We start from the raw sequence: 20,647 nt of genomic DNA, 5'->3' as shown, positions 1-20,647 counted from the left end.
GGCTTCGATATCGTCTTGCGAGTGCCCACACAGATTGTCTGATAAATTGTTAAAGAGCGTTCGTTACCCGTTTGCCTTTCGGCGAATCTTACGGTAACGCGGGAGGCAGATAATACGCTTTCCCGCTGAAGAGTCAAGGATTTATTTGTTTTCTTTCGAAGTCAAAATCATTCTTTTCTCTTCCTGACCCGGCGAAGTATGTTTCGTTGTTCCCGGTCAGTGGAGGCGCATTATAGGGAGTTCCTGACAGGCTGCAACCCCTAATTTGAAAAAACTTTTCAACCGCTCATTAATACGGCAAAAACACCGATTCCGGCGAAAAAGACAACAAAAAGGGGGCGATTTCTCGCCCCCTCAAGCATTAACCATTACTGCTTAGCAATGATATGCCCATTTTCTACATCCAGAGTTACTGGAACTCCCGGTATTAATTTGCCGGAAAGTATCTGTTGCGCCAATGGATTCTCGATTTCCTGTTGAATAGCGCGTTTCAATGGCCGCGCACCATAAACAGGGTCGAAACCAGTTTCACCCAAGAACTCCAACGCAGGCTGAGTAATGGTGACCTGATAGCCACGTTCTTCCAGACGTTTGTATAGACGCGCCAGTTGGATGCTGGCAATAGAAGCCAGATGCGCGCGACCTAACGGATGGAAGACAACAACCTCATCTATACGGTTGATAAATTCAGGGCGGAAGTGATGAGTAACAACTTCCATCACCATTTCCTTCATTTCGGCATAACTTCTTTCACCGAAACGTTCCTGAATCAAATCTGAACCGAGGTTCGAGGTCATGATGACTACTGTATTACGGAAGTCGACCGTTCTGCCCTGCCCGTCAGTCAAGCGCCCATCATCCAACACCTGCAAGAGTATGTTGAATACATCCGGATGCGCTTTTTCCACTTCATCCAGCAGAATGACAGAATAAGGACGACGGCGTACAGCTTCCGTCAAATACCCACCTTCTTCATAGCCTACATAGCCTGGAGGCGCACCAACCAACCGAGAAACAGAATGTTTTTCCATAAACTCGGACATATCGATACGCACCATGGCATCGTCACTGTCGAACAAGAACATTGCCAGCGCTTTACACAGTTCGGTTTTACCGACCCCTGTTGGCCCTAAGAATAAGAAAGAACCAATCGGCCGATTCGGATCTGACAACCCAGCACGACTACGACGGATAGCATTGGAGACAGCTTCAACCGCTTCATCCTGTCCAATCACGCGTTTATGCAGGTCATCCTCCATGCGCAGCAACTTATCGCGTTCACTTTCCAGCATGCGAGATACTGGAATACCCGTCCAACGCGCCAGCACTTCTGCAATCTCTGCTTCAGTTACCCGGTTACGCAGCAACTTCATGGTTTTCCCTTCAAGCGCCGTTGCCGCCGCTAGCTGTTTTTCCAGCTCAGGAATTTTACCGTACTGAAGTTCTGACATCTGAGCCAAGTCACCCACACGCCGAGCCTGCTCTAAAGTGATTTTGGCTTGTTCCAGTTCAGTTTTAATATTCTGAGTACCCGTGAGGGCAGCTTTTTCCGCTTTCCACTCTTCTTCTAACTCAGAATATTCACGTTCTTTCTGCTCTAACTCAGTGTTGAGCATTTCGAGACGTTTTTTGCTGGCGTCATCAGACTCTTTCTTCAGCGCCTGCTGTTCCAGCTTCAATTGGATAATTCGCCGTTCCAGGCGATCCAATGATTCTGGTTTTGAATCCATCTGCATACGGATGCTGGAACCGGCCTCGTCAATAAGGTCGATGGCTTTATCCGGTAGCTGGCGATCCGAGATATAGCGGTGCGACAGCGTTGCCGCAGCCACAATTGCCGGGTCGGTTATCTGCACATGGTGATGCAGTTCATAACGCTCTTTCAGCCCGCGTAGAATGGCAATAGTGTCTTCAACAGTCGGCTCCGCCACATACACTTTCTGGAAACGCCGCTCCAGCGCCGCATCCTTCTCTATATATTGACGATACTCGTCGAGTGTCGTTGCACCAACGCAATGTAATTCACCGCGCGCTAATGCAGGTTTGAGCATGTTGCCCGCATCCATCGCCCCGTCGCCTTTACCTGCGCCGACCATGGTATGCAATTCATCAATGAACAAGATCACACTGCCTTCTTGTTTTGATAAATCATTCAACACGCCTTTCAAGCGCTCTTCAAACTCACCGCGATACTTCGCACCCGCAATCAGTGCGCCCATATCTAATGAAAGCACACGTTTATGTTTCAAGCCTTCCGGCACTTCGCCGTTGACGATTCGCTGTGCCAGACCTTCAACAATGGCCGTTTTACCAACACCAGGCTCACCAATTAACACTGGGTTATTTTTGGTCCGGCGTTGTAATACCTGGATAGTGCGGCGAATTTCTTCGTCACGACCAATAACCGGGTCGAGCTTGCCTTGCTCCGCACGCTCAGTCAGGTCGATAGTGAATTTTTTCAATGCCTGGCGCTGGTCTTCGGCACCTTGGTCATCAACTTTGTCACCACCACGCATATCTTCAATTGCCTTATTTATTTTATCTTTTGTTGCACCGACTGCTTTTAACATGTCAGTCAAGGTGCCGCTGCTTTCAAGTACCGCCAGCACAAACAGTTCTGACGAGATAAATTTATCTGCACGTTTTTGCGCTAATTTGTCACAGAGATTCAATACACGGACCAGCTCGTTTGATGGTTGAACATCACCGCCAGTCCCTTCGACTTGTGGAAGACGACCTAATGCTTGCTCAATGTCGCTGCGCAAATTAGCGACATTAACTCCCGCTGAGGTCAACAATGGGCGAACCGTCCCCCCATCCTGATTGAGCAGTGCGCTCATCAAATGTAACGGTTCAATAAATTGATTGTCGCGCCCAAGAGCTAAAGATTGGGCATCGGCGAGGGCAAGCTGGAATTTGCTAGTAAGACGATCCAGACGCATAACACCTCCAATATTGGTCAAAATTGCTACTGGAGATTAGATGAGGTCATCCCTCAAATTTTCAAGGTTATCTTGACACTAAATATTCAAAGTGAAACGTTATGCGCCAATGGATCGTCTTAATTCAATAGGTTATATCAACCAGACTAAACTTGCCATACGCCCGGTAATTCCATCGCGCCGATAAGAGAAAAATTGCTGATTTTCAGTCACAGTGCAATGGTCGCCACCATAAATAGCGTGAATCCCCACAGCCTGTAGCCGTAATCGAGCTAATAAATAGATGTCGGCGAGATATTTAGAGCCGGAAGGTGTGAATGCAACAGCGGATTGCGCGTCAAAATTGATAAAGGCCTGTTTAACCTCTTCGCCCACTTCGAACTGCTGCGGACCAATGGCCGGGCCTAACCAGGCAATAATAGAAGAAGGATTTGCATTGAACTGAGTGAGCGTTTGTTCCAGAACACCGGCACAGAGGCCACGCCACCCCGCATGAGCTGCGGCCACTTCATCACCCGCCAACGAGCAAAACAGCACAGGCAAGCAATCTGCTGTCATTACCGCACAAACTTGCCCAATAACATGGCTGTAGACCGCATCAGCCTGTACATCAGAAACAGCCTTGCCATCCAGATGCAGGACACGAGTGCCGTGCACCTGTTCAAGCCAAACGGGCATTTGCGGCAATCCCGCTTGTTCCACTAAATATTGGCGGTTTGCAGCTACACTCGCCGCGATATCCCCTACATGGGTGCCAAGATTTAATGAATCATAAGGGAATTCGCTGATACCACCATGACGAGTCGTGCTACATGCCTTAACGCCAGCAGGCAATGGCCAATCGGGGAGTATCAGCTTGTTCATTACCAATCCATCTGATCTTTGAATTCTTCGGTATCAGCTTTCAGCGCATTAATCAGCTCAACCATATCGTCTGGTAATGCCGCATGCCATTCCATTTGAATGCCACTGATAGGATGATACAAACGCAGCATAGTTGCATGCAGCGCCTGGCGGTCAAAGCCACGCAAAATAGCAATAAAGGAGTCCGATGCGCCGCGTGGTGGGCGCGGGCGGCCACCATAAAGCTGATCACCCACCAGCGGATGGTTGATATGGGACATATGCACGCGGATCTGGTGCGTACGGCCCGTCTCTAAACGTAAGCGCAGACGAGTATGGGCACGGAAGTGCTCCATAATACGGTAGTGAGTTGTCGCCGGTTTACCCATCGGATGCACCGCCATGTGTGTCCGCTTGGTAGAGTGACGAGAAATAGGCTCGTCAACTCTGCCGCCAGCGGTCATATTGCCGATGGCCACAGCTTCGTATTCACGGGTAATTTCGCGTGCTTGCAGTGCTTCAACCAAGCGAGTCTGAGCCGGAACAGTTTTCGCCACCACCATCAAGCCGGTGGTATCTTTATCCAGGCGATGTACGATACCTGCCCGTGGTACATCCATGATTTCTGGATAATAATAGAGCAATGCATTCAGAACTGTGCCATCTGGATTACCGGCCCCAGGGTGCACCACTAAACCGCGGGGTTTATTAATAACCAGAATATCGTTATCTTCATAGACGATATCCAGTGGGATTTCTTGAGGCGCCCAGCGGGCATCTTCCTCAATTTGCGCGTCAATTGCGACGAGCTCGCCACCCAACACTTTTTCTTTAGGTTTGTTAATTGTTTTACCGTCGACAGTGACTCGGTCTTCCAAGATCCATTCTTTTATGCGAGATCTTGAATAATCAGGGAACAATTCGGCCAAAGCCTGATCTAACCGTTGACCGAGTTGTGATTCGGCCACCGTTGCGCTGAGTTGTACTTGTTGTGCCATATGCAGCTTCTTGTTCGTTAACGTTGGGTTTTGACGGCGATGCCGTTTAATATAATGTGCTATTGTATCTAGATCTTTATCGGGAGCTTAACGGACAGTCTCCCGGAATAACACTTCGAGGATAATCAAAACGTCATGACGCGTATGAAATATCTGGTGGCTGCCGCCACGTTGAGCCTGGTGCTGACCGGTTGCTCCAGTAACAAGGACGTGGTTCCCGATAACCCGCCTTCTGAGCTCTATGCTACCGCTCAGCAAAAACTGCAGGACGGTAACTTTAAGGGAGCCATTACGCAACTAGAAGCGTTAGATAACCGCTATCCTTTCGGGCCTTACTCTCAACAAGTTCAGCTTGATTTGATTTATGCGTATTATAAATCTGCTGATCTGCCGTTGGCGCAAGCCTCAATTGATCGCTTTATGCGCCTCAATCCCACACATCCTAACATCGATTACGTTTTATATATGCGTGGTTTGACTGACATGGCTCTGGATGACAGTGCATTGCAAGGCTTCTTCGGGATTGATCGTTCAGACCGCGATCCGCAACATGCTAAAGCCGCTTTCCGCGATTTTAACCAGTTGATTCAAAGCTATCCGAACAGCCAATACGCAACTGACGCGCAAAAACGCCTAATATTCCTGAAAAACCGTCTGGCCAAGCATGAACTGGCCGTGGCGCAATATTACACTAAACGAGGCGCTTACGTCGCGGTAGTTAACCGTGTTGAACAAATGCTAAGAGATTATCCTGATACTCAAGCCACTCGCGATGCGTTGCCGTTGATGGAAAATGCTTATAAGCAATTGCAACTCAATGCTGAGGCAGACAAAGTTGCCAAGATAATTGCGGCGAATCCAGCCTGATACTGTTTGTAACGAAAATAGGTCTGGAACGATAAAATAACAAACGGCAGCTCAAGCTGCCGTTTTCAATTCTGCTTTATCGCCACAAAACGATGAGATTCATGTTGTTAGATTATCGCGCTGAGATCCTATCTAAAATGCAAAAATAATGCGTTTTATAACTATATCCAGGCAATATAACTTATCGATAATGCGGCATTACAATCAATGATTCAAGCCCCCGACACCCATTCCTGACGTTAAATCACAGTTCCCATGACCTTTGCAAAAAGTGACAAAAATAAGTGATCTTGATCATACATTTTGTGAAAAAGAGAGGTATGCTGAAGTTATCCAAGACGGAGCAGACAGAGAGGTAAGTCATATGACAGTCAACATTACCAGTAAGCAAATGGATATCACCCCAGCAATTCGCAAGCATGTTGAAGACCGTCTCACCAAACTGGATAAATGGCAGGCCCAGTTAATAAACCCACATATTGTACTGTCTAAAGATCCACAAGGATTCGTTGCCGATGCAACTATCAGTACACCGATGGGGCCCTTGGTTGCCAGTGCCAAACATGATGATATGTATGCTGCAATTAATGAACTTATCACCAAACTAGAACGCCAATTAAATAAAGTTCAACACAAAGGTGAAGCTCGCCGCGCAGCAAGCAGTGTTAAAGAGGCTAATTTGGAGTCAGCAGATTCAGTAGATGTCGAAGAAGAGTCCGAGCAGGAACAATAGCCGGGACAATCCATCTCATTTCGGATCTAACGCGCTTTCGGGCGCGTTTTTTATTGACAGCAATTCAGACTGGCGGTTATGTTTGTTTTGGCTATAACATGTTATTTCCGTCAGCATCAACAACAGGTAACCAGCAACGATGATCAATAAAGTGTTTTTCTTCGCATTCTTTTTTACCTTCCCCTGATTGGGAGGCGTTTCGTCGTGTGATAAATAATGCGAAGACGAACAACAAAGCCTCCCAAGCCGGGAGGCTTTTTTTATTTAGAAAAAATAATAAGGCCAACCCCTATGACCGATAATCCATTACTGGTGCTACGTGAGCGCATCAGCGCACTAGACTTAAAACTGCTGGCGTTGCTGGCAGAACGGCGTGAATTGGCGGTGGATGTGGCTAAAGCCAAACAACTCCATCATCGCCCGATTCGCGATAAAGAACGTGAACGTGATTTGCTGGATGCACTTATCACCGCCGCAAAACCTTATGACCTGGATGGATTTTATATCACCCGTCTGTTCCAACTGATTATTGAAGATTCAGTATTGACTCAGCAGGCACTGTTGCAGCATCAGCTTAATCAAACCGCCCAACACTCTGCCCGTATCGCCTTTCTTGGCCCCAAAGGCTCTTACTCACATTTAGCCGCGCGCCAATATGCTGCTCGTCACTTTGAACAATTGATTGAGTGTGGTTGCCAAAAATTCCAGGATATTTTTACTCAGGTAGAAACAGGTCAAGCGGATTACGCCGTATTACCCATAGAGAATACCAGCTCAGGTTCCATCAATGACGTATATGACTTACTGCAACACACCAGTTTGTCGATTGTCGGGGAAATAACCAATCCTATTGACCACTGTGTATTGGTCGCCACCGAAACTGATCTGAACCAAATTAAGACCGTTTACAGCCATCCACAACCTTTCCAGCAATGCAGCCAGTTCATTAACCGTTTCCCACATTGGAAAATTGAGTATTGCGAAAGCACAGCCGCTGCAATGGAAAAAGTAGCGCAGTTGAACTCTCCGCAAGCAGCGGCATTAGGGAGTGAAGCGGGTGGCGCGCTTTATAACTTACAGGTGCTGGAACACAATTTGGCGAACCAGCAGCAGAATATCACTCGCTTTATTATTCTAGCCCGTAAATCCATTGATGTTTCTGATCAGATCCCAGCAAAAACCACGTTAATTATGGCGACAGGTCAGCAATCAGGGGCATTAGTGGAGGCGCTACTCGTGCTGAGAGATCACGGGGTTGTCATGACCAAACTTGAATCACGGCCAATTAATGGTAATCCGTGGGAAGAAATGTTTTATATCGATGTGCAGGCCAATTTGCGTTCTGAATCTATGCAAAAAGCGCTGGCAGATTTAACACCGATAACTCGGTCATTGAAAGTATTAGGCTGCTACCCAAGTGAAAACGTGGTGCCAGTCAATCCAAGTTAACCAGCCTCTTGACCTTAATAGTCAAAAGCCACCTCGACACTGCCGGGGTGGCTTGGGGAAAACAGATAAGTTATAGATGGCAGTTATTGACGATTGTCATTCGCCTGACGCAATAATGAACGGCTCTCCATCAAGAAACGCTCCGCATAATCACCAAACCAGTGCTCAACTTTCTGGAAACTTTGCACAAAGGCTTGTTTGTCACTTTGTTCCAACAAAGTGATCGCCTCGCCAAAACGTTTGTAATAGCGTTTAATCAGCGCCAAATTATCTTCTGATGACATAATAATGTCGGCATAAAGCTGTGGATCTTGCGCAAACAGCCGCCCCACCATTGCCAATTCCAAACGATAAATCGGCGAAGACAGCGCTAATAGCTGTTCAAGCTGCACATTCTCCTCTGCTAAATGTAATCCATACGCAAAGGTCGCAAAATGGCGCAATGCTTGAATGAACGCCATATTCTGGTCATGTTCAACCGCACTGATACGATGTAACCTTGCTCCCCATACCTGTAGCTGTTCGAGTAGCCACTGATATGCTTGTGGGGAACGACCATCGCAATACACCACAACTTGCTTTGCCAAACTGCCAACATCTGGCCCAAACATCGGATGTAAGCCGACAACCGGCCCTTCATGGGCGGCGAGCATAGCTTGCAATGGCTTATTTTTGACAGAAGCGAGATCCAACAAAATACAATCTGGCGGTAATTTTGGTAATCGGGCTATCACTTCTTCAGTGATATGGATGGGCACACTGACAATCACCATCCCGGCATCTGCCAGAATAGATTCAGCCTGCGGCCAGTCCTCTTGTTCCAGCGTTTTTACCTGATAACCGGACAGAGTGAGCATTCGGCTGAATAGCCGCCCCATCTGCCCGTCACCGCCGATGATAACCACCGGGCGTAACTGAGGGCATAGCGTCTTAAACCCTTTGTCATTCTCGCTGGTGTAAGACTCTCGCATTACCCGGCGCAATACATCTTCAATCAAATCAGGCGGGACACCTAAAGCCTCAGCTTCCTGTCGGCGTGAGGCTAACATCGCCGCCTCACGATCCGGAACATAAATAGGCAAACCATAACGGCTTTTAACTTCACCTACTTCAGCCACCAAATGCAGGCGCTTTGCCAACAAATCCAGCAGTGCTTTATCCACTTCATCAATTTGATCGCGCAAAGCGGTCAGTTCAGCCACCATAACTTACTTTTCCTCTACAGTCCGGGCCGCCAGCGCTGAACGTAATTCCTGATGCATGCCACGTAACAGGGTTTCGGTACTTTCCCAATCAATGCAGGCATCGGTCACCGAAACACCGTAGCGCATATCGGCGCGTGGTTGCTCAGATGATTGATTGCCCTCATGAATGTTACTTTCCAGCATCACACCAGTGATAGAACGATTGCCAGCCTTGATCTGTTCAACCACAGATTCAGCGACCGCAGTCTGACGACGGTAGTCTTTATTCGAATTACCATGGCTGCAATCTATCATTAAGGATGGAACGAGTCCCGCATCCTGCATCTGTTTTTCACACTGAGCGACATCTTGCGCGCTGTAGTTAGGGGTTTTGCCGCCACGTAAAATCACATGGCCGTGCGGATTCCCCTGAGTTTGCAATAAGCAAACCTGGCCCGACTGATTAATCCCCATGAAGCGGTGTGGCATAGCAGCAGCGCGCATAGCATTGATTGCCGTACCCAAACTACCATCAGTGCCGTTTTTAAACCCAACCGGCATGGACAAACCGGAAGCCATTTCACGGTGAGTTTGTGATTCAGTGGTACGCGCACCAATAGCTGACCAGCTAAATAAGTCGCCTAAGTATTGCGGGCTGTTCGGGTCCAGAGCTTCGGTTGCCAGAGGTAGGCCCATGCCCACTAAATCCAGCAATAATTGACGAGCAATATGTAATCCTCTTTCCACATCGAAAGAGCCATCCATTGCCGGGTCATTGATTAAGCCTTTCCAACCCACAGTCGTACGGGGTTTTTCAAAATAGACACGCATAACGATATACAGGCTGTCACTCAATTCTGCAGAAAGAGTTTTCAAACGACGCGCATAATCCAGAGCAGCATCCACGTCGTGGATAGAACAGGGGCCACAGACCACTAATAAACGTGGATCATGTCCCTGAATAATATCAGCAATGGTTTTGCGGGCAGCTTCAATCGCATACTGATCATTTTCGCTCAATGGAAACTGGTTCTTCAGTTCTTCCGGGGTTATCAATACTTGTTCGGCACTGATATGGACATTATTGAGCGCATCTTTTTGCATGATCATATTCTTTACCTATCTCTGTTTAGCGGATGTCGTTTAGCGTGTTTATCGTTTGGGAGCACCACAATATCATGCTGTGTAAAGTTTTCAATCCATATGTGTAAATAAATAATTACCACTAATTTTACAGGCGCATTTATATCTGACTTTTGCGGTAAGTCTCAGTTTCTGCAGATGGTCCTAACCTCCCTCTGAGGCCATGATAAAATGCGGAAAATTTGTGGAGGCTGTATGTTAAGAGTCATCATTGTCGACGATGAACAACCTGCGCGTGAAGATTTACGCGAAAGATTAACTGAAGAACATGATATTGAGATCGTCGCCGAATGTAGCAACGCACTAGAAGCAATCCCCGCAATACAGCGCCTGCAACCCGATGTGATATTTCTCGACATCCAAATGCCAAGAATTAATGGCCTGGAATTAGCCTCAATGCTAAATCCAGAAAGCATGCCGCACATCGTGTTTGTCACGGCTTACGATGAATATGCCATCCGAGCTTTTGAAGAGCATGCCTTTGACTATCTGCTAAAACCTCTCGACCATCAACGGTTAGAAAAAACGTTAATTCGCTTAAGAAGAGGTGTTGGTGTAAATAATAATTTACATAAAATAGCAGAGCCGATGTTGCGTCATATCCCTTGCTCTGGTCACAACCGCATTTTTTTACTGAAAATTGAAGAAGTAGAATATCTCAGTTCTGAACTCAGTGGAGTGCATGTTATCGGAACCGTACAATCTGGCTATACCCAGTTATCACTCAAAACGTTGGAAGAGAAAACACCCTTTGTCCGCTGTCATCGACAATATATGGTCAATACTGAACAGTTGGGTGAGATACAATTGATGGATAATGGTTCTGCTGAAGTAATCACCCGCAGTGGTAAACATATCCCCGTGAGTCGCCGTTACTTAAAACCCTTAAAGGAGAAATTGGGAATTAACTAAAAGCTATTTGGGCCTGGAATATATTTATATGTTGCGTCATTGTGCTATTGGTGAGTTTTTTAAAAACAATATTAATACATTACTTTCACAACCAGATTTTATATTCTATTAATACCGTTCTATTCCACTTTAATTAGTTAGAAAAGTCCGGGCTGATATAAAAATAGAGGCAGATCTCAGATTTAATTAGTTACATAACTGAACAATATAGCCTTGATATTCGCAAGTTTTTAATCAATGCCAATTGTGCTCTGATAGATAAAACGAGTATGAGCCATGTTCATTGCTTAAAAAAGCCAATATACAACCTAATTTTATTCATATTGGAAGCAAGGTAAAGTTATGATAACACTACAATTTATAATTATAATTCTCTGTCTATTAGTCGGTACACGCTATGGGGGCATGGGGCTGGGGTTAATAAGTGGTATTGGCTTATTTATTCTGACCTTTATCTTTGGCCTCGAACCCGGAAAACCACCAGTCGATGTCATGCTCACAATATTAGCCGTTATTGGTTGTGCTGCTGTATTACAAACTGCTGGCGGATTAAATGTAATGATGCAATTTGCTGAGAGATTATTACGGCGACATCCTCAGCATATTACGCTACTTGCACCATTTACTACTTGGTCATTAACCTTTTTATGCGGCACTGGACATGTTGTTTATACCATGTTCCCGATTATTTCTGATATTGCGATTAAAAAAGGTATTCGTCCAGAGCGCCCAATGGCGGTGGCATCTGTTGCCTCGCAAATGGCGATTACAGCTTCCCCGGTCTCGGTGGCGGTAGTGTCATTGGTATCAATTATTGGTGCCAATCACGGTATAGGCCATGCTTATAGCATTCTAGAAATTTTGGCAATTTCTGTCCCAGCTTCACTTGTCGGTGTACTGGTAGCCGCCTTATGGAGCCTACGCCGCGGTAAAGATCTCGATAAAGACCCTGATTTCCAGGCAAGAATCAAAGATCCTGAGCAGCGCGACTTTATCTATGGCTCAACTGATACATTGTTAAATCAGGTTTTCCCGAAACAAGCTTATTGGTCTACCTGGATATTTTTCGCGGCTATCATACTGGTGGTATTACTGGGTGCATTTGCAGACCTGCGCCCTGCTTTTGAAGTTAAAGGCAAAATGCAGTCATTATCAATGAACCTGGTTATTCAGATGATGATGCTGATTTCTGGTGCAGTTATTCTTATTGGCTGTAAAGTTAAACCCAGCGATATCTCTAATGGCGCCGTATTCAAAGCCGGTATGGTCGCCATATTCTCTGTATTCGGTGTTGCCTGGATGAGCGATACCTTCTTCCAAGCCCACATGGGCGACTTAAAACTGGTACTGGAAGACGTGGTAAAAAGCCAACCTTGGACTTATGCCATTGTGTTGTTCTTAGTTTCCAAGTTGGTCAATAGCCAAGCCGCAGCATTGGCAGCAATCGCCCCCATGGGTTTGCAGCTCGGTGTTGAACCTAAAATGCTCATTGCTTTCTTCCCTGCAGCTTATGGCTACTTTGTTTTACCAACTTACCCAAGTGACCTTGCTTGTATCGGCTTTGACCGCTCGGGCACTACTAAGATTGGTAAATTTATTATTAATCATAGTTTTATCATTCCTGGCCTTATCGGTGTCGTCTGTTCGTGCATCACTGGCTACCTGCTGGTAACCACTTTTATGTAGTTAATGAGTAACAGTTGAGCTAAGAGCCAGAGCAATTCTGGCTCTTTTCATTTTTTCTTTTCGCCAGTATTCAAATACAAATTCATTTCTATTTATGACATTTTAAGAATGAACTCATCAAAAAATCCCTCTTATTATAATTAATTATTCAATCTGAAAGATCTTATGAGTAAGTAGGATCACAACTGCTACAATGCGGGCCGCATCACAAAAACCATCTTTTTTCACCATGGGCCTATTATGTTTTCTTTGCGTCATACCAGGGCGTTGCCGTTTTATATCAGCACACTCGCATTATCTCTCGTCAGTACCGCTGTTCTTGCTGACGCAACCGTTTTTACTGCTTTAGACGATCCTGCCACGGCCAAAAAGAGCTTCGATGGAACCGTTGAAGCAGGTTATACCGCACAATCAGGCAATACCAACAACTCAACATTGACGGCTAACTCAACGTTGACCTGGTTCCAGCCTAATACTGCTTATAGTTTGTGGGGGGCGGCGCGGAATACCAGTTCTAATGATCAACGCTCTTCTGAACGTTATCAATTGGGTGGCCGTACTCGATATAATCTGACGGATAGAAACTATTTATTTGGGCAGGCCGGTTGGTTAAATGATCGCTATAACGGTTTTGATTCCCGCTCTGTTTTAACCACAGGTTATGGTCGTCAGATTATGACCACTCCGCTGCACAATCTGCGAGTGGAATTTGGTCCAGGTGTCCGTCACGATGAATATTATCAAGGTGGCCGCTCGACGAGAGCCTTAGCTTATGCGGGTGGTAACTATACTTACCAACTGACTGACAACACCGTGTTCAGTGAAGGGGTTTCAGCACTGGCAAACGAAGAAACAACATTGAACTCAGAAACGGCGTTGAATGTTGCTATCAATAAAAGCTTCGCATTGCGTTTAGCCTATGTTGTGACCTATAACACCAAGCCACCAGCCAGCGCACCAAAGAATACTGATACTACAACATCAGTGACTCTGGTTTACGGCCTGTAATCATTTATTCAATATCCATAGCGTGGTGTGATGCCACGCTAATTCCCCTCTGATATCCCTTCTATTTATCTTCTATACCCTAAATAATTCGAATTGCAGGAAAGCAACTAACGCATATGCAGCTTGAAGTATGACGAGTATAGAAATAAAAAAAGGGGTCAGCCAATGGCTAACCCCTTCATAACTATTAACTTTTGGATGAAGCCTGAGCTGTACCTTAGTTAGTGCGGTTAAGACGCTCTTTGATACGAGCAGACTTACCAGTACGCTCACGCAGATAGTACAGTTTCGCTTGACGAACGGCACCACGACGTTTCACAGTAATGCTGTCGATTACTGGGGAGTGAGTTTGGAATACACGCTCAACACCTTCGCCGTTGGAAATTTTACGAACGGTGAACGCAGAATGCAGACCGCGGTTACGAATAGCGATAACCACGCCCTCGAATGCCTGCAGACGCTTTTTAGAACCTTCAACAACCCATACCTTAACTTCCACGGAATCACCCGGACGGAATGCAGGCACGTCTTGCTTCATCTGCTCTTGTTCGATTTGCTTGATAATATTGCTCATAATAAGTCTCTTACCCTAGGTAAACTGATATATCAGGAAGTTGGCACACGGCACAACGTTCCTTTCATAGTTCTGTTGCTCAGGGCTTGTGTTCCCGTTGGAACTCAGCCAGCAACACCATTTGCTCGTCAGTCAGAGCTAGGCTTTCTAGAAGTTCAGGTCTTCTAAGCCAGGTACGGCCCAGCGACTGCTTTAAGCGCCAGCGACGAATCTCGGCATGGTTGCCCGACAGTAAAACTGGCGGAACTTCCATCCCTTCTAACACCTCAGGACGAGTGTAGTGTGGGCAATCCAGCAACCCATCAACAAAGGAATCTTCCTCTGCTGAGGCCTGATGACCCAGCACGCCCGGGATAAAACGGGATACTGAATCTATCAGAGTCATTGCCGGCAGCTCGCCACCGCTGAGAACGTAATCGCCAATTGACCATTCTTCATCAATTTCAGTTTTGATTACGCGCTCATCAACTCCTTCGTACCGACCACACACCAGAATCATCTTCTGGTTGGTCGCCAGTTCGCAAACACCCTGTTGGTCCAGTTTGCGTCCTTGAGGTGACAGATAAATCACCTTTGCTCCCTCGCCTGCCGCTGCTTTTGCTGCATGAATGGCTTCCCTTAACGGTTGCACCATCATCAGCATTCCCGGGCCACCGCCATATGGGCGGTCATCCACGGTACGATGCCGGTCGTAGGTGAAATCACGAGGACTCCAACACTGCACGCTCAGCAGGCCATTTTTTACTGCCCGGCCAGTTACCCCGTAATCGGTTATTGCGCGGAACATCTCGGGAAATAGGCTAATAACACCGATCCACATTGTTTTGTTCCACTCATCTTTGCCGTTTAATTCGGAGGTCAAAAACCAGGATCCCAATCTACTTCAACACGTTGAGCAGTGAGATCGACATTCTTGATAACCTGCCCATGAAGAAACGGGACCAACCGCTCCTTCATACCGAATGCATCTTTCAGGTTTGCCTTTACTACCATCACATCGTTAGAACCGGTTTCCATCATATCGATGATTTTACCCAGTTCGTAACCCGTGGTTGTTACTACCTGACAGCCCATAAGGTCTTTCCAGTAGTAATCATCCTCTTCCAGTTCAGGTAGTTGTTGAGAATCTACGATAATTTCGCAATTAGTCAGTAAATTCGCGGCATCCCGATCATCAACGCCTTTTACCTTGATGATCAGATCCTGACTGTGGCGCTTCCAGTCTTCCAACTCGACATGCTGCCACTTACCACCCTGCTGGATAAACCACGGCTGGTAATCAAAAATACTTTCGGCGTTCTCGGTGGATGAAAATACTCTGAGCCAACCGCGAATGCCGTAAGTTGAACCCATTTTACCGAGAACAATCGGCTGTTCGGGAACCACTGGATTGAGTTGCTTGCTCATAATAACCACCACCGCGACAGATTAAGCTGCTTTCTTAGCGTCTTTGATCAGCACAGATACGCGATCAGAAACGGTTGCGCCCAGGCCAATCCAATGTTCGATACGGTCCAGGTCCAAACGCAGAGCTTCAGCCTGACCAGATGCGATCGGGTTAAAGAAGCCTACACGTTCGATGAAACGGCCGTCACGAGCATTACGGCTGTCAGTCACTACTACTTGATAGAACGGACGCTTTTTAGCGCCGCCACGAGCCAAACGAATTGTTACCATAACATCCTCTTTAGTTAATAAAACAACTGGACCCCATCGGGGAACGGGGTCCAGTTGCAATATAAAAAGCCCGAAAATTTTACTCATTTTGGCGCAAAAAGCAATCTAAAGCGTAGATTCCTATGCGCCAGTTTTGTAATAAGCACAATTTTCTTCGTTTACCGCTGTTTTCAGCGGGAAATCTTTACTCATTTCACACCGGTTAACATCACAGCGTGAAATATACCCTTCGTACTTGAAACCGCAGGGTTGTTGGCTGCGCGCACTAACCCGAATCACTTACTTGAGTAAGTTCATCGGGATTAGTTTACTGGCCGCCTACCTGCAACCCCAATCACTTTGGGTATGACCATCAACGGCCTGGGAAACCCGGTGGCATCATACCTTTCATGCCACGCATCATTTTGGCCAAACCGCCATTTTTCATTTTCTTCATCATGCGCTGCATATCATCGAACTGCTTCAGCAAGCGGTTAACATCCTGCACTTGCACACCAGAACCAGTGGCGATACGGCGCTTACGTGAGCCTTTAATGATTTCTGGTTTAGCGCGCTCTTTCAGCGTCATCGAGTTGATGATAGCCTCCATCCGCACGGTTACCTTATCATCCATCTGCGACTTCACGTTATCTGGCAACTGACCTGCGCCCGGCATTTTACTTAGCATGCTGGCCATGCCGCCCATATTGCGCATTTGTTTTAGCTGATCAAGAAAGTCATTAAGATCAAAGCCATCGCCTTTTTTCAGCTTAGTTGCCAGTTTTTCCGCTTGTACGCGGTCAACTTTGCTTTCGATATCTTCAATCAGCGACAGAACATCGCCCATCCCCAGAATACGTGAAGCCACGCGGTCTGGGTGGAACGGTTCAAGTGCATCTGACTTTTCGCCAACACCGAGGAATTTAATCGGCTTGCCGGTAATATGGCGGATAGACAGCGCAGCACCACCACGAGCATCACCATCAACTTTGGTTAACACCACACCGGTGAGTGGCAGCGCTTCATTGAATGCTTTCGCTGTATTGGCGGCATCCTGACCGGTCATGGCATCAACAACAAACAAGGTTTCAACCGGATTAATCGCGGCATGAACTTGTTTGATTTCGTCCATCATCGCTTCATCAACGTGCAAACGACCGGCAGTATCGACAATCAGGACATCATAAAACTTAAGTTTCGCCTGTTGCAGAGCCCGATTGACAATATCAATCGGTTTTTCCTGTACATCAGACGGGAAGAAATCAATGCCAACACCTTCAGCCAGAGTTTCCAACTGTTTGATCGCCGCAGGGCGATAAACGTCGGCAGACACCACCAGCACTTTTTTCTTCTGTTTTTCTTTAAGGAACTTACCCAGTTTAGCCACACTGGTGGTTTTACCCGCACCTTGTAGGCCAGCCATTAACACCACTGCCGGCGGTTGCGCTGCCAGATTCAGTTCGTTATTGACCTCGCCCATGGCGGCAATAAGTTCATTCTTAACGATTTTGACGAATTCCTGACCCGGCGTGAGGCTTTTGTTCACCTCATGCCCGACAGCACGCTCTTTTACCCGGTTAATAAAGTCACGAACCACCGGCAGAGCTACGTCAGCCTCCAATAACGCCATGCGTACTTCACGTAGCGTTTCTTTAATATTTTCTTCTGTCAGCCGGCCACGGCCGCTGATATTGCGCAGTGTGCGCGACAATCGATCAGTTAAGTTCTCAAACATTGTCTCATACTCAACGTGGAAACAGGCCGCTCTGGCGACACAATGGGGGGATTATAACACGAAGCTTAAACGATCTCTGCCCTCACATCGGAGAACGGTTGGAGAGGAACGCTCTCAACGCTATACTGGCTATCTAATTCACTTAGCCGATGCCCATATACCGCTATGCCCGTGTTCTCCATTTTGGCTTTGATTGCTTACTCGCTCAGTCTGGGCTTGATTGTCCCAAGTCTGGTGCAGAAAAATAGTGCTTACCGGCGCCTAGCGCTGATTTCTGCCGTCGTGGCGCTAGTGTGCCATGCTATTGCTCTGAAGCATCAGATTTTTGATGTCGGCGGCGGTCAAAATCTTACTTTATTGAATATCGGCTCCATTGTCGGGCTGATGATCTGCACTATTATGACTATCGTCGCCTCACAGGGGCGCGGTTGGTTCTTATTACCGATTGTCTACAGCTTTGCCATGATTAATCTGGCACTTGCCAGTTTGTTGCCAGGTGAATTTATTACCCATCTGGAAGCCAGCCCTGCCATTTTTGTCCACATTGGGCTAGCCCTCTTTGCCTATGCAACACTTATCATCGCAGCACTGTATGCCCTGCAATTAGCTTGGCTCGATTATCAGTTAAAAAATAAGAAAGTCACCTTTAATGCTGATATGCCGCCCTTGATGAGCATTGAACGTAAAATGTTTCATATCACCCAAATTGGGGTGGTCTTACTGACCTTAACGCTGTGTACTGGCCTGCTTTATATGGATGATATATTCAGTAAAGAAAACGTCCATAAAGCGGTGTTATCAATCATGGCCTGGTTTGTCTATATTGTCTTATTGTGGGGCCATTACCATGAAGGTTGGCGCGGGCGTAGAGTGATTTGGTTCAGTTTTGCAGGCGCATTCTTGCTAACTTTGGCCTATTTTGGCAGCCGCTTACTGCAGGAAATTATGATCTCTTAGCCGTAACCATCCGCACATGACCCTGTTGAACTGAACTAGCAGGGCTTTCATATCATTAAGGAACGCTGTGTTGGATCATGTTTCCACTAGCACGCTGATCATCATCCTGGTCATTATGGTCGTGGTTTCGGCTTATTTTTCTGCCTCCGAAACCGGCATGATGACTCTTAATCGCTATCGATTACGCCATTTGTCCAAACAGGGTAACCGTGCCGCACGGCGGGTTGAAAAGCTGCTGCGCCGCCCTGACCGCCTGATAAGTTTGGTCTTAATCGGCAATAATCTGGTCAATATTTTAGCCTCAGCACTGGCAACAATTGTTGGCATCCGGCTCTATGGCAATGCTGGGGTTGCTATCGCCACTGGCGTATTAACTTTTGTGGTCCTAATTTTTGCTGAAGTTATGCCGAAAACTATCGCCGCCCTTTATCCTGAGCGCGTTGCATTCCCCAGCAGTGTTTTACTGGCCCCATTACAAAAAATCATGCTGCCACTGGTATGGTTGCTCAATACCATCACCCGTGGACTGATGCGCCTGTGTGGCATTCGCGGAAATGTACACCGCAGTGATGCGGTCAGTCAGGATGAATTACGCAGTATTGTGAATGAATCACACTCACAAATTTCTCGTCGTAATCAAGATATGTTGATATCGGTGCTGGACTTGGAGAAGGTCACTGTCGGCGATATTATGGTGCCGCGTAATGAAGTGGTCGGCATTGATATCAATGATGATTGGAAATCAATCATGCGGCAGCTAACACGCTCACCGCATGGTCGCATTGTGTTGTATCGCCAATCATTGGATGATGCTATCGGTATGCTACGGGTGCGGGAAGCCTATCGGCTGATGACCGAAAAAAAAGAATTCAATAAAGAAAATTTGCTGCGCGCTGCCGATGAGATCTATTTTATTCCTGAAGGCACACCATTGAATGTGCAACTGGTTAAATTTCAACGTAATAAAGAGAAAGTCGGCATGATCGTCGACGAGTACGGTGATATTCAAGGGTTGGTCACAGTTGAGGATATCCTGGAAGAGATCGTCGGCGATTTTACCACATCCATGTCTCCTAGCCTGGCCGAAGAGGTTAATCCGCAAAGTGATGGCTCAGTGCTGATTGATGGCAGCGCCAATGTGCGTGAACTGAATAAAGCATTCAACTGGTCACTTCCTGTTGATGCCCGCACTATCAATGGCATGTTATTGGAGGAGTTGGAGGATATCCCCCAGATAAATACTCAGATTCGTGTTGGAAATTATCTGATTGATGTGCTGGATGTACAAGAAAACATGATTAAGCGGGTGCGAGTGACACCTATCCTACCGGATAATCATGTTGGGTAATCCCACGACTCGGTGATATCGACGGACATAAAAAAGACGCCTTTGCAGCGTCTTTTTTGCATTTATCTACCGAACATCAAAATCGACAACTGAAAACTAGATATGTAATTCAGTCAGTTTTTCTTTCGGCAATGCCAGTTCTTCGTTGTGATTGATACGCACGCCGCGGTCGATAATCCCTTTGGCAATCTCCTGCGCCTCTTCCAGCGAATGCATATGGTAAGTACCACACTGATATTCGTTCAATTCAGGAATTTTTCGCTGGTCGGTCACTTTCAATACATCAGCCATTGCCGCTTTCCAGGCGTCAGCAACGCGTTGCTCATCTGGCGTACCTATCAGGCTCATATAGAAACCGGTACGGCATCCCATTGGGGAGATATCGATAATCTCCACGCCATTACCATTGAGATGGTTACGCATAAAACCGGCAAACAAGTGCTCAAGTGTATGAATCCCTCGTTCTGACATCACTTCTTTATTTGGCACACAGAAACGTAAATCGAATACCGTTATCTCGTCGCCATGAGGGGTTTTCATCGTCTTAGCAATGCGTACAGCCGGAGCTTTCATAATGGTATGGTCTACGGTAAAGCTATCCAATAATGGCAT

At 46.6% G+C, this 20,647-nt stretch carries 19 protein-coding genes and 1 other annotated feature; of the genes, 8 read left to right on the top strand and 11 right to left on the bottom strand.

Features of this window, described 5'->3' with window-relative positions:
• Positions 1-368: 368 nt before the first annotated feature.
• From clpB to rluD, 3 genes are all read right to left on the bottom strand, one after another.
• Positions 369-2,942, bottom strand: a complete 2,574-nt coding sequence (clpB, locus tag OP863_RS04450) for an ATP-dependent chaperone ClpB (RefSeq protein WP_038635787.1) — start codon at positions 2,940-2,942, stop codon at positions 369-371.
• A 132-nt stretch (positions 2,943-3,074) separates the two neighbouring features.
• Positions 3,075-3,806, bottom strand: a complete 732-nt coding sequence (yfiH, locus tag OP863_RS04445; protein ID WP_145587301.1) for a purine nucleoside phosphorylase YfiH — start codon at positions 3,804-3,806, stop codon at positions 3,075-3,077.
• The gene (gene rluD, locus OP863_RS04440; protein WP_038635793.1) at positions 3,806-4,783 is read right to left on the bottom strand and encodes a 23S rRNA pseudouridine(1911/1915/1917) synthase RluD; all 978 of its coding nucleotides are present in this window, start codon (positions 4,781-4,783) and stop codon (positions 3,806-3,808) included. The genes yfiH and rluD overlap by 1 nt, the downstream gene beginning before the upstream one ends.
• A gap of 135 nt (positions 4,784-4,918) precedes the next feature.
• On the opposite strand from rluD, the gene bamD reads away from it, so the two are divergent.
• From bamD to pheA, 3 genes are all read left to right on the top strand, one after another.
• Positions 4,919-5,650, top strand: coding sequence for an outer membrane protein assembly factor BamD (gene bamD, locus OP863_RS04435; RefSeq protein WP_038635796.1), 732 nt, complete (start codon positions 4,919-4,921; stop codon positions 5,648-5,650).
• Between the two features lie 364 nt (positions 5,651-6,014).
• Positions 6,015-6,383: a ribosome-associated translation inhibitor RaiA gene (gene raiA, locus OP863_RS04430; RefSeq protein ID WP_038635800.1), complete on the top strand. Its 369-nt coding sequence runs from the start codon at positions 6,015-6,017 to the stop codon at positions 6,381-6,383.
• Positions 6,384-6,521: 138 nt separating this feature from the next.
• Positions 6,522-6,647, top strand: a sequence feature (Phe leader region).
• Between the two features lie 27 nt (positions 6,648-6,674).
• Positions 6,675-7,832, top strand: a complete 1,158-nt coding sequence (gene pheA, locus OP863_RS04425; RefSeq protein ID WP_145587299.1) for a bifunctional chorismate mutase/prephenate dehydratase — start codon at positions 6,675-6,677, stop codon at positions 7,830-7,832.
• An 83-nt stretch (positions 7,833-7,915) separates the two neighbouring features.
• Here pheA and tyrA read toward each other — a convergent pair whose 3' ends face one another.
• Together tyrA and OP863_RS04415 are read right to left on the bottom strand one after the other, a co-directional pair.
• Entirely contained in the window at positions 7,916-9,037 is a 1,122-nt protein-coding gene (gene tyrA, locus OP863_RS04420; RefSeq protein WP_265525930.1) for a bifunctional chorismate mutase/prephenate dehydrogenase, read from the bottom strand.
• Between the two features lie 3 nt (positions 9,038-9,040).
• Positions 9,041-10,120, bottom strand: coding sequence for a 3-deoxy-7-phosphoheptulonate synthase (locus OP863_RS04415; RefSeq protein ID WP_038635810.1), 1,080 nt, complete (start codon positions 10,118-10,120; stop codon positions 9,041-9,043).
• 234 nt (positions 10,121-10,354) lie between these two features.
• Here OP863_RS04415 and btsR point away from each other — a divergent pair, with 234 nt between their 5' ends.
• The 3 genes from btsR (at position 10,355) to OP863_RS04400 (ending at position 13,765) form a co-directional block, all read left to right on the top strand.
• A complete protein-coding gene (gene btsR / locus OP863_RS04410) occupies positions 10,355-11,071 on the top strand; it encodes a two-component system response regulator BtsR (protein WP_038635813.1) in 717 nt (238 codons plus the stop codon).
• A 342-nt stretch (positions 11,072-11,413) separates the two neighbouring features.
• Complete coding sequence (locus OP863_RS04405) at positions 11,414-12,757, top strand: anaerobic C4-dicarboxylate transporter (RefSeq protein WP_265525929.1); 1,344 nt, start codon at positions 11,414-11,416, stop codon at positions 12,755-12,757.
• A gap of 240 nt (positions 12,758-12,997) precedes the next feature.
• Positions 12,998-13,765 (top strand): DUF481 domain-containing protein, encoded by a 768-nt coding sequence (locus OP863_RS04400; RefSeq protein ID WP_038635819.1) that lies wholly within the window; start codon positions 12,998-13,000, stop codon positions 13,763-13,765.
• 217 nt (positions 13,766-13,982) lie between these two features.
• Here the strand turns inward: OP863_RS04400 and rplS are convergent, their stop codons facing one another.
• From rplS to ffh, 5 genes are all read right to left on the bottom strand, one after another.
• Positions 13,983-14,339, bottom strand: coding sequence for a 50S ribosomal protein L19 (rplS, locus tag OP863_RS04395; RefSeq protein ID WP_004393427.1), 357 nt, complete (start codon positions 14,337-14,339; stop codon positions 13,983-13,985).
• A 79-nt stretch (positions 14,340-14,418) separates the two neighbouring features.
• Positions 14,419-15,159: a tRNA (guanosine(37)-N1)-methyltransferase TrmD gene (gene trmD, locus OP863_RS04390; protein ID WP_004393426.1), complete on the bottom strand. Its 741-nt coding sequence runs from the start codon at positions 15,157-15,159 to the stop codon at positions 14,419-14,421.
• A 38-nt stretch (positions 15,160-15,197) separates the two neighbouring features.
• Positions 15,198-15,746 (bottom strand): ribosome maturation factor RimM, encoded by a 549-nt coding sequence (gene rimM, locus OP863_RS04385; RefSeq protein ID WP_038635823.1) that lies wholly within the window; start codon positions 15,744-15,746, stop codon positions 15,198-15,200.
• A gap of 21 nt (positions 15,747-15,767) precedes the next feature.
• Positions 15,768-16,016 carry a 30S ribosomal protein S16 gene (gene rpsP, locus OP863_RS04380; RefSeq protein ID WP_002209458.1) on the bottom strand — a complete coding sequence of 83 codons (249 nt, stop codon included), beginning with the start codon at positions 16,014-16,016 and terminating at the stop codon, positions 15,768-15,770.
• Positions 16,017-16,368: 352 nt separating this feature from the next.
• Positions 16,369-17,730 carry a signal recognition particle protein gene (gene ffh / locus OP863_RS04375; protein ID WP_038635825.1) on the bottom strand — a complete coding sequence of 454 codons (1,362 nt, stop codon included), beginning with the start codon at positions 17,728-17,730 and terminating at the stop codon, positions 16,369-16,371.
• A gap of 165 nt (positions 17,731-17,895) precedes the next feature.
• On the opposite strand from ffh, the gene OP863_RS04370 reads away from it, so the two are divergent.
• Together OP863_RS04370 and OP863_RS04365 are read left to right on the top strand one after the other, a co-directional pair.
• Positions 17,896-18,687 carry a cytochrome C assembly family protein gene (locus tag OP863_RS04370; RefSeq protein ID WP_004393421.1) on the top strand — a complete coding sequence of 264 codons (792 nt, stop codon included), beginning with the start codon at positions 17,896-17,898 and terminating at the stop codon, positions 18,685-18,687.
• A gap of 70 nt (positions 18,688-18,757) precedes the next feature.
• On the top strand, positions 18,758-20,035 hold the full coding sequence (locus OP863_RS04365) for an HlyC/CorC family transporter (protein WP_186368247.1): 1,278 nt from the start codon (positions 18,758-18,760) through the stop codon (positions 20,033-20,035).
• Positions 20,036-20,131: 96 nt separating this feature from the next.
• Here the strand turns inward: OP863_RS04365 and luxS are convergent, their stop codons facing one another.
• Entirely contained in the window at positions 20,132-20,647 is a 516-nt protein-coding gene (gene luxS / locus OP863_RS04360; protein ID WP_265525928.1) for an S-ribosylhomocysteine lyase, read from the bottom strand.

The sequence above is a fragment of the Yersinia sp. SCPM-O-B-9106 (C-191) genome, assembly GCF_026183365.1.
Taxonomy (GTDB): domain Bacteria; phylum Pseudomonadota; class Gammaproteobacteria; order Enterobacterales; family Enterobacteriaceae; genus Yersinia; species Yersinia rochesterensis.
This window is presented reverse-complemented; position numbering and strand designations above follow the sequence as displayed.

Coding starts and splice junctions, on each gene's coding strand:
- OP863_RS04370 (WP_004393421.1), top strand. CDS start 17,896: ATGCCCGTGTTCTCCATTTTGGCTTTGATTGCTTACTCGCTCAGTCTG.
- raiA (WP_038635800.1), top strand. CDS start 6,015: ATGACAGTCAACATTACCAGTAAGCAAATGGATATCACCCCAGCAATT.
- btsR (WP_038635813.1), top strand. CDS start 10,355: ATGTTAAGAGTCATCATTGTCGACGATGAACAACCTGCGCGTGAAGAT.
- OP863_RS04405 (WP_265525929.1), top strand. CDS start 11,414: ATGATAACACTACAATTTATAATTATAATTCTCTGTCTATTAGTCGGT.
- clpB (WP_038635787.1), bottom strand. CDS start 2,942: ATGCGTCTGGATCGTCTTACTAGCAAATTCCAGCTTGCCCTCGCCGAT.
- bamD (WP_038635796.1), top strand. CDS start 4,919: ATGACGCGTATGAAATATCTGGTGGCTGCCGCCACGTTGAGCCTGGTG.
- yfiH (WP_145587301.1), bottom strand. CDS start 3,806: ATGAACAAGCTGATACTCCCCGATTGGCCATTGCCTGCTGGCGTTAAG.
- rimM (WP_038635823.1), bottom strand. CDS start 15,746: ATGAGCAAGCAACTCAATCCAGTGGTTCCCGAACAGCCGATTGTTCTC.
- OP863_RS04415 (WP_038635810.1), bottom strand. CDS start 10,120: ATGCAAAAAGATGCGCTCAATAATGTCCATATCAGTGCCGAACAAGTA.
- tyrA (WP_265525930.1), bottom strand. CDS start 9,037: ATGGTGGCTGAACTGACCGCTTTGCGCGATCAAATTGATGAAGTGGAT.
- luxS (WP_265525928.1), bottom strand. CDS start 20,647: ATGCCATTATTGGATAGCTTTACCGTAGACCATACCATTATGAAAGCT.
- trmD (WP_004393426.1), bottom strand. CDS start 15,159: ATGTGGATCGGTGTTATTAGCCTATTTCCCGAGATGTTCCGCGCAATA.
- rplS (WP_004393427.1), bottom strand. CDS start 14,339: ATGAGCAATATTATCAAGCAAATCGAACAAGAGCAGATGAAGCAAGAC.
- ffh (WP_038635825.1), bottom strand. CDS start 17,730: ATGTTTGAGAACTTAACTGATCGATTGTCGCGCACACTGCGCAATATC.
- OP863_RS04400 (WP_038635819.1), top strand. CDS start 12,998: ATGTTTTCTTTGCGTCATACCAGGGCGTTGCCGTTTTATATCAGCACA.
- pheA (WP_145587299.1), top strand. CDS start 6,675: ATGACCGATAATCCATTACTGGTGCTACGTGAGCGCATCAGCGCACTA.
- rpsP (WP_002209458.1), bottom strand. CDS start 16,016: ATGGTAACAATTCGTTTGGCTCGTGGCGGCGCTAAAAAGCGTCCGTTC.
- rluD (WP_038635793.1), bottom strand. CDS start 4,783: ATGGCACAACAAGTACAACTCAGCGCAACGGTGGCCGAATCACAACTC.